The organism is Pseudomonas sp. SG-MS2, assembly GCF_009933855.1.
Lineage (GTDB): Bacteria > Pseudomonadota > Gammaproteobacteria > Pseudomonadales > Pseudomonadaceae > Aquipseudomonas > Aquipseudomonas putida_E.
In genome coordinates this window covers 36,459-42,826 of sequence record NZ_MOMO01000155.1, presented here as the reverse complement: position 1 = coordinate 42,826, position 6,368 = coordinate 36,459, and the positions used below count along the sequence as shown (strand labels likewise).

Here is a 6,368-nt window from a genome sequence, read left to right as displayed (position 1 = left end):
CACTGTTATGGTGGCTGTACGTGCGGGCACCCTCTGGTGCGCCGAGTGCCAACGTCTCGGTCTGTCAACCCGCGTACAGCTGCCACCTCATTGTTTGACAGCAAGGCCGTGGTAGCTCCACCGTTCGACGTTGGAGTTTCATCATGCTCAAGATCGTTCCCGATCCGCCTCACAATCCCCACTCCCTCGAAGACACGCTGATGATGGCTGCCGACTACGCGCTTTGCGCCGAAGTCGTTGCCCAACAGGCGATGTTGATGCAGCCGAAATCACCCGTGTCCTTGATGATCATGACCTCGATGCACGAGCTCGATGCCCTGCGCAAATTGCTCGAGTCAGCACTGGCCCAAATACAGAAACCGGCCGACCCGCAGACGCTGCATTAATCCTCATCATGATCTGCCTGGCCTGGCTCTTTCACGGGCTAGCTCTCTCGCACAGCACCGCCCCTGAGGTTGTAGACGACCCTCAGGCGCCCGGTGAAACCTGTGGGAGTCCGGCTTGCCGGCGATAGGGCCAGCCCAGGCAGCTACACCTTCAGGGAGATCAAACGATGGCTACCGAAGAAACCGCATTCACCGTTGGCAAAACCACCTTCTACCAAGGTGAAAACCAGACCCACCCTCTGTTCCGCATCGAACCCGGCATCCCTTGCCAAAGCGCCCGCGAACAGGCCTCGGAACTGATGGGCTATGCCCGCGACCTGACCATCGACGGCCTGATGGAAGACAAGCCCCAGCTGCTGTGGGCCTCGCACTACCTCTGCGCCCTGGCCAAGGCCCTGCTCGACGATGCCGAGCTGGGCATGATGAAAACCCCGTAAACACACCCCTACCTGCAGGCCCACGCCGCCCCGCCGCAGGAGCGGCCTTGTGTCGCGAAAGGGCCGCCTAGCGGCCCCAGCAACCTCAGCCCTCCGCTGACCGCCAGGAGAACAGTTCAATGCCAAAAGACCCAATCGCCCCCAACCCCCTGTTCACTGCCGCCCCTGACATACCTACCCAGCAAGCCAAGGAACAAGCGTCGAAACTGATGGAGTGCGCCCGTTATCTCAACCATACGGGCGTCATGCTGGGTGATCACCGAATGGTCGTAGCGTCCTACCACCTCAATATGATGGTGCGGGTGCTGCTGAATCAGCTCGAGGACGAGCAATCCCCTTCGCCGTGGCCGTGTTGAGCGGTAATCGGTTCGAGAAAGCTCGCCTGACTCTCTCCAAGCCTCGTTGCGGGCCGTGGTCAGTGCTGTATGCAGGGTTACGCGTCACGGTTTGCTCGAGCCGTTGGGCAACGCTCAGTTTCTGCGAGCTAAATTTTGACTGCCAACAGGTTACAAGCAGTTACATCGAGCAGCTGAAAAATCAGATTTGACCGCTTTCTTGTAGGGCATTTCCCAAAGATACTGCCGCCGCCTGTTTTCCGTTGCGCACGCAAAAAGTGGACTTTAGTCTCGGCACGTCGTTGTCACTCAACGACTGGGTTAGCCGCCCAAAAATCGTCGGACACTACAGCCGTGCAATACCGAGCAATCGGCATTAGCGCCGTTATGGCGGCTGTGCGTGGGGCACCTTCGGGTGCGCCGGGTGCCTGACGTCCCGGTCGGCTAACCCGCGTACAGCTGCCACCCATTCGTTTAGCCGCGGTTGGTGGTTGCTCCACTACGACAGGAGCCACACCATGTTGAAGATCGTTCCCGATCCACCCCACGTTCTCCACTCCCTCGAAGACACGCTGATGATGGCTGCCGACTACGCGCTCTGCGCCGAGGTAGTTGCCCAACAGGCGATGTTGATGCAGCCCAAAGCACCCGTGTCCTTGATGATCATGACCTCGATGCACGAGCTTGATGCCCTGCGCAAATTGCTTGAGTCAGCACTGGCCCAAATACAAAAGCCAGCCGACCCGCAGACGCTGCATTAATCCTCATCATGCTCTGCCTGGCCCGGCTCTTTCAGGGGCTAGCTCTCTCGCACAACACCGCCCCTGAGGTTGTAGACGACCCTCAGACGCCTGGTGAAACCTGTGGGAGTCCGGCTTGCCGGCGATAGGGCCAGCCCAGGCAGCTTCACCTTCAGGGAGATCAAACGATGGCTACCGAAGAAACCGCATTCACCGTCGGCAAAACTACCTTCTACCAAGGTGAAAACCGGCCCCCTCTTCCGCATCGAGCCCGGCATCTCCTGCCAAAGCGCCCGCGAGCTGGCCGCTCCTACGCGGGCCCTATCGCAATGGATGCCTGGGAGCCCTGCCCTTGAGCCAGCGCTAGCACCCTGCCTCAGCTCAGCGCATCACGGCTGTGCTGGCCATCGACCAGGCGTTGCAGGCCCAGTGGATTGGCGTTTTTCAGGGCGTCGGGCAGCAGCGCATCCGGGTAGTCCTGGTAGCACACAGGGCGCAGGAAGCGGTCGATGGCCAGGGTGCCGACCGAGGTACCACGGGCATCGGAGGTGGCCGGGTAAGGCCCGCCATGCACCATTGCATCGCACACCTCGACGCCAGTCGGGTAGCCGTTGACCAGCAGGCGGCCGGCCCTGCGCTGCAGCAGCGGCACCAGCGCGGCAAAGCGCTGGAAGTCCTCCGGTTCGGCGATCAGGGTGGCGGTCAGTTGCCCATGCAGGGCTTGCAGGGCGCGGCGCAGTTCGGCTTCGTCGGCCACTTCGACCACCACCGTGGCAGGCCCGAAAACCTCCTCCTGCAGCAGCTCGTCGCCGTTGAGCAGCAAGCTCACATCGGCCTGGAACAGCTGTGCCCGGGCCTGGTCGCCGACCTGCTCGGCACCGGCCAGATGGCGCACGCCCGGGTGTTGCTGCAGGCGTTGTACGCCGCTGGCATAGCTGCGCAAGGTACCGGCATTGAGCATGGTCTGCGCGGGCTGGTCGGCCATATGCGCAGCCAGTGCCGCGACGAAGGTGCCGAACGCTTCACCGGCAATGCCGATGACCAACCCAGGGTTGGTGCAGAATTGCCCGCAACCCAGTACCACCGATGCGGCGAGTTCCTTGGCCACCTGCTCGCCGCGGGCCTGCAGCGCCGCAGGCAACACCAGCACCGGATTGATGCTGCTCATTTCGGCGAACACCGGGATCGGCTGCGGGCGCGCTGCGGCCAGGTCGCACAGGGCACGGCCGCCCTTGAGCGAACCGGTGAAACCGACCGCCTGGATCGCCGGGTGGCGCACCAGCGCTTCACCGACACCGGCGCCATAGATCATGTTGAACACGCCAGCGGGCATGCCGGTCGCCACCGCCGCACGCTCGATGGCTTCAGCCACCAGCTCGGCAGTGGCCATATGGCCGCTGTGGGCCTTGACCACTACCGGGCAGCCGGCAGCCAGTGCTGCGGCGGTGTCGCCGCCGGCCGTGGAGAACGCCAACGGGAAGTTGCTGGCGCCGAACACGGCCACCGGACCAAGGCCGGTGCGGTACTGGCGCAGGTCAGGGCGTGGCAGTGGCTGGCGCTGAGGCTGCGCGCGGTCGATACGCGCCCCCAGGTAGTCGCCACGGCGCAGTACCTTGGCGAACAGGCGCATCTGGTTGCTGGTACGGCCACGCTCGCCCTGGATGCGCGCAGCCGGCAGCGCAGTTTCGCGGCACACCGTGGCGACGAAGCTATCGTCCAGCGCGTCCAGCTGGTCGGCAATGGCCTCCAGAAACTGCGCGCGGCGCTCTGGCGCCAGGGCGTTGTATTCGGCAAATGCTGCTTCGGCGGCCTGGGCGGCGGCGGCCACCTCTTCAGGGGTGGCCTGGGTGAAGACCACCGGCAATGCTTCGCCGGTGCGTGCATCGAGGCTTTGCAGGCGTACGCTGCCGGCAGCGCTGCGCTGGCCGCCAATGAAGTTGCTTCCAGACATGGTTGACTCCTGTAACAAAGAATGAGGGCTCAGTGGCGCCTAGCGGTCAGTCAGGGCAGAGGGGGCCGCGCAAATTCTTGAGGTTTGCGCGGTACCTGTGGGAGCTGGCTTGCCGGCGATGGACCGCACAGCCGTCCCGACTTCATCGACTGACCGGCAACACGCTCAAAGGCTTTTCACTACACCTGGGCGACGCTGCCCGGACGCTGCGCCAATACCATTGCGCAGCGGCTGGCCAAAGGCATCGAGGCTGACCTCGAAGGTATCGCCCGGGCGCGCCTGAACGCCGTCGGCAAACGACAGCGTGGCGGTGCCGAAATAGTGCACATGGATATCGCCAGCACGCAGGAACTGGTCGTACTTGAAGTGGTGGAACTCGAGGTTCTCGAAGCTGTGGCACATGTTCTGCTCACCCGACAGGAACGGCTTGCTCCACAGCACCTGGCCATCGCGCAGGATGCGGCTGGTACCTTCCAGGTGAGCCGGCAATGCCCCAAGGCGCAGCTCCGGGCCGAAGCTGCAGGCACGCAGCTTGGAATGCGCCAGGTACAGGTAGTTGCGCCGTTCCATCACATGGTCGGAAAACTCGTTGCCCAAGGCGTAGCCGAGGCGGTATGGCGTGCCGTCGGTACCGATCAGGTACAGCCCGACCAGCTCCGGCTCTTCGCCGGCATCTTCGGCAAAGGCCGGCAGCGGCAGGTCGGCGCCGGGGCGCACGACGATGCCGCCGTCGCCCTTGTAGAACCACTCCGGCTGCGCGCCCTCCTCGCCCGCTGGCGGCCGACCGCCCTCCAGGCCCCACTGGAACATGCGCATGCTGTCAGTGACGGCGCCTTCGGCTTGCTGCTGGTGCATCTTGTCGCGGGTGGCGGCGCTGCCCAGGTGGGTCAGGCCGGTACCGGTCACCAGGCAGTGGGCCGGGTCCGGGTGGTCCAGCGGTGGCAGTACGCGGCCTTCGGCCAGCAGGGCCAGGTAGTCATGGCGCTCGCCCAGCCCGGCGGCCTGCACTTCGCAGGCCAGGTCACGGCCAGCGGCTATGGCCTGCAGGGCCAGCTCACGGGTGCTGGCGGCGCCCAGTACTTCAAGGGCGTACTCGCCTTCCACCACGCCCACGCGGCGCGCGCCGGCGGCGGTTTCGAATTGGATCAGTCGCATGCTTGTGCTCGCTTGTCGGTTGCAAAGGTTAGCGGGAGGCTTCGGCCGCCCGCGTGGAAGCCAGGCGCTGGCGGCGCTCCAGGCGGTTGTAGACCACGCCCGTGAGCAGCACCCCGCACAGCATCACCAGCGCCAGGAAATACAGGCCCGACGACAGCTGCCCGGTGTACTCCTTCAGCGCGCCGATGCCGAACGGGCCCAGGTAACCGCCGAGGTTGCCGATCGAGTTGATCAAGGCGATGCCCGCAGCAGCGCTGGCACCGGAGAAGAACCTCCCCGGCAGCGTCCAGAAGATGGCCGTGCAGGAGAACAGCGCGAACGCCACCAGGCACAGCGCGGCCAACTGCAGCACCGGTACCGTCAGCCAGGCGCTGAAGAACAGGCCGACGGCACCCAGGGCGTACAGCAGGCCCAGATGGCCATAGCGGTCGTTCAGGCGGTCGGAGCTTCGCGGCACGATCAGCAGGCCGATGATGCCGAACAGGTAGGGCACCGCCGAGACAAAACCGGTGACCAGGTCACTGCCGCCAAACTGGTGGATCAGCGTTGGCAGCCACAGGCCCAAGCCATAGATGCTCAGGGTCATCGGCAAGTAGAACAGCGCCAGCAACAGCACCCGGCCATCTTTAAGGGCATGCAGCGGGTTGCCATGGCGGGTCTGGCCGAACTCGCGCAGGTCGTTGGCCAACTGCTCCTGCAGCCAGTTGCGTTGCTCGTCACTGAGCCAGCGCACCTTGGCAGGGCCGTCCGGCAGCAGGCGCAAGGTGGGCCAGGCCAACAGCACTGCCGGGGTACCGATACAGATGAACAACCACTGCCAGCCATGCAGGCCGTAGATGCCCTCAAGCCCCAGCAGCGCACCCGAAAGTGGCCCGGTGATCAGCATGGCCAGCGGCTGCGAGAGAATGAAGAAGCCTAGAATTTTGCCGCGATGGCGCACCGGGTACCACTGGGTGATGTAGTACAGCACCCCCGGGAAGAAGCCCGCCTCGGCGGCCCCCAGCAAGAAGCGCATCACATAGAAGCCGTTGGGCCCGGTGACAAACGCCATGCCGACAGTGATCGCGCCCCAGGTCAGCAAAATGCGGGCGAACCAGCGACGTGCACCGAAGCGGTCGAGCAACAGGTTGCTCGGCACTTCGAAAAGAAAATAACCGATGAAGAACAGCCCGGCGCCAAGGCCATATGCCGCGTCACCCAGGCCTATGTCGGCGCCCATGTGCAGCTTGGCAAAGCCCACCGCCGAACGATCGACATAGGCCACCAGGTAAAGCAGAACCAGAAAAGGGATGAGTTTCAGTGTGATCAGGCGGACGAGCCGCTGCTCCTGAATCATGGCGATGTCTCCAATTGTTCTTGTAATG

7 protein-coding genes are annotated in these 6,368 nt (G+C 64.0%); 4 read left to right on the top strand and 3 right to left on the bottom strand.

Annotated features, from left to right (window positions below; genetic code table 11):
• Nucleotides 1-143 precede the first annotated feature (143 nt).
• The 4 genes from BLX42_RS12910 to BLX42_RS12895 all read left to right on the top strand — a co-directional run bounded on the left by BLX42_RS12910 (nt 144) and on the right by BLX42_RS12895 (nt 1,919).
• On the top strand, nt 144-386 hold the full coding sequence (locus tag BLX42_RS12910) for a hypothetical protein (protein ID WP_115275234.1): 243 nt from the start codon (nt 144-146) through the stop codon (nt 384-386).
• A 167-nt stretch (nt 387-553) separates the two neighbouring features.
• Entirely contained in the window at nt 554-823 is a 270-nt protein-coding gene (locus BLX42_RS12905; protein ID WP_012313892.1) for a DUF3077 domain-containing protein, read from the top strand.
• Between the two features lie 119 nt (nt 824-942).
• Nucleotides 943-1,179 (top strand): DUF3077 domain-containing protein, encoded by a 237-nt coding sequence (locus tag BLX42_RS12900; protein ID WP_161871921.1) that lies wholly within the window; start codon nt 943-945, stop codon nt 1,177-1,179.
• Nucleotides 1,180-1,676: 497 nt separating this feature from the next.
• Entirely contained in the window at nt 1,677-1,919 is a 243-nt protein-coding gene (locus BLX42_RS12895; protein WP_161871920.1) for a hypothetical protein, read from the top strand.
• A 355-nt stretch (nt 1,920-2,274) separates the two neighbouring features.
• On the opposite strand, the gene BLX42_RS12890 is transcribed toward BLX42_RS12895, so the two are convergent.
• From BLX42_RS12890 to BLX42_RS12880, 3 genes are all read right to left on the bottom strand, one after another.
• Nucleotides 2,275-3,849 carry an aldehyde dehydrogenase (NADP(+)) gene (locus BLX42_RS12890; RefSeq protein WP_161871919.1) on the bottom strand — a complete coding sequence of 525 codons (1,575 nt, stop codon included), beginning with the start codon at nt 3,847-3,849 and terminating at the stop codon, nt 2,275-2,277.
• 165 nt (nt 3,850-4,014) lie between these two features.
• Nucleotides 4,015-5,004 carry an AraD1 family protein gene (gene araD1 / locus BLX42_RS12885; protein WP_012313887.1) on the bottom strand — a complete coding sequence of 330 codons (990 nt, stop codon included), beginning with the start codon at nt 5,002-5,004 and terminating at the stop codon, nt 4,015-4,017.
• Between the two features lie 28 nt (nt 5,005-5,032).
• The gene (locus tag BLX42_RS12880; protein ID WP_115275242.1) at nt 5,033-6,340 is read right to left on the bottom strand and encodes an MFS transporter; all 1,308 of its coding nucleotides are present in this window, start codon (nt 6,338-6,340) and stop codon (nt 5,033-5,035) included.
• Nucleotides 6,341-6,368 lie beyond the last annotated feature (28 nt).